Genomic DNA, 1,302 nt, shown 5'->3' on the forward strand with positions numbered 1-1,302 from the left:
GGCCAAAATGTGTGTACAGATACGCTGGTTTCCGGTGTCTGACCTCGACTGACAGTGCGCCGGACATGCTTTGAAAGCATGTTCGGTGTCAGGTTCTCGGAATTCCCCCTCATGTGGTGTATGCGGCCGCAAGCTCGTCAAGAACGGAACCACCAGCGCCGGCCGCACCCGCTGGCGCTGCAAAGACTGCGGCGCCTCCAGCACCCAGAAACGCCCCGACATCACCCGCAAAGCCGAACTCACCGCGTTCCTCACCTGGCTCCTGCACGGCCGACAACCCGACCACATCAGCGCCCGCACGTTCCGCCGATCACGCTCCTGGTGCTGGAACATCGAAGTCCCACCACCTGCACCCCCGACTGAGCCGGCCCAGGTGTTGATGCTCGATGGCACCTACTTCCAATCCTGGTGCCTGCTGATCGCCTTCGACGGCACCCACGTCGTCGACTGGCAATGGTGCGACCGCGAGAAGAAGATCGCCTGGCAGCAAATCCTGCAACGCCAACCCGCCCCGCACGTCGCGGTCATCGACGGTGGCCGCGGCCTGCTCGCCGCGATCGCTGACGATTGGCCCACCACTCGAGTCCAGCGCTGCTACTTCCACATCTTCCAGACCGTGCGCCGCCACCACACCTTCAAACCCCGACTCGATGCTGCCCGTGAAATTGTCACTCTGACAACCGCTTTGATGAACATCCGCAATTCCGAGCAGGCCGTGCTCTGGCTTCAGGCCTACAACGACTGGGAAATCAAGCACGACCGATTCCTCCGGCACCGGACCTACGCCCGCCCGCACACTGTGCGCCCGAAGGGCGTCGCCGAGACCAGCACCTGGTGGTACACCCACCGCGACCTACGCAAGACCCGAGGACTGTTCCGGCGGCTGATCTCAGAAGAGCACCTGTTCACCTGGATCGACCCCCGCCTGACCGATGAAGAGCACCCCCTGCCGCGGACCACCTCACCGCTCGAAGGCGGCCCCAACAAAGGTCTCAAAGACCTGTTCCGCGCTCACCGAGGACTTCTGACCGAGCACGCCCGCCGAGCCGCCGAATGGAAGCTCAACAGCCTCACCGCCCACCCACACGATCCGTGGAGCCTGGTCCGCGAAGAGCAGCACAACCCACCACCGCAGCGACCGAAGGAAACGCCCGTCGAGGACGAGCAGATCGGGCCCGCCGCCTACGACACAGGCTTCAACTGGGAAGACGGCAACGGCATCCAACACGGATGGGGAGGCCGAAACCGGTAAACCACCCGACGCCACGCCCGAACCGTACACACATTCTGGCCTTTAACCCG

1 protein-coding gene is annotated in these 1,302 nt (G+C 63.7%); it reads left to right on the forward strand.

Annotated features, from left to right (window positions below; translation table 11 throughout):
• The first annotated feature begins 85 nt into the window (after positions 1-85).
• Complete coding sequence (locus ABFX36_RS18865) at positions 86-1,252, forward strand: IS1249 family transposase (RefSeq protein ID WP_346077813.1); 1,167 nt, start codon at positions 86-88, stop codon at positions 1,250-1,252.
• Positions 1,253-1,302 lie beyond the last annotated feature (50 nt).

The sequence above is a fragment of the Gordonia cholesterolivorans genome, from assembly GCF_039531975.1.
Classification (GTDB): Bacteria; Actinomycetota; Actinomycetes; order Mycobacteriales; family Mycobacteriaceae; genus Gordonia; species Gordonia sihwensis.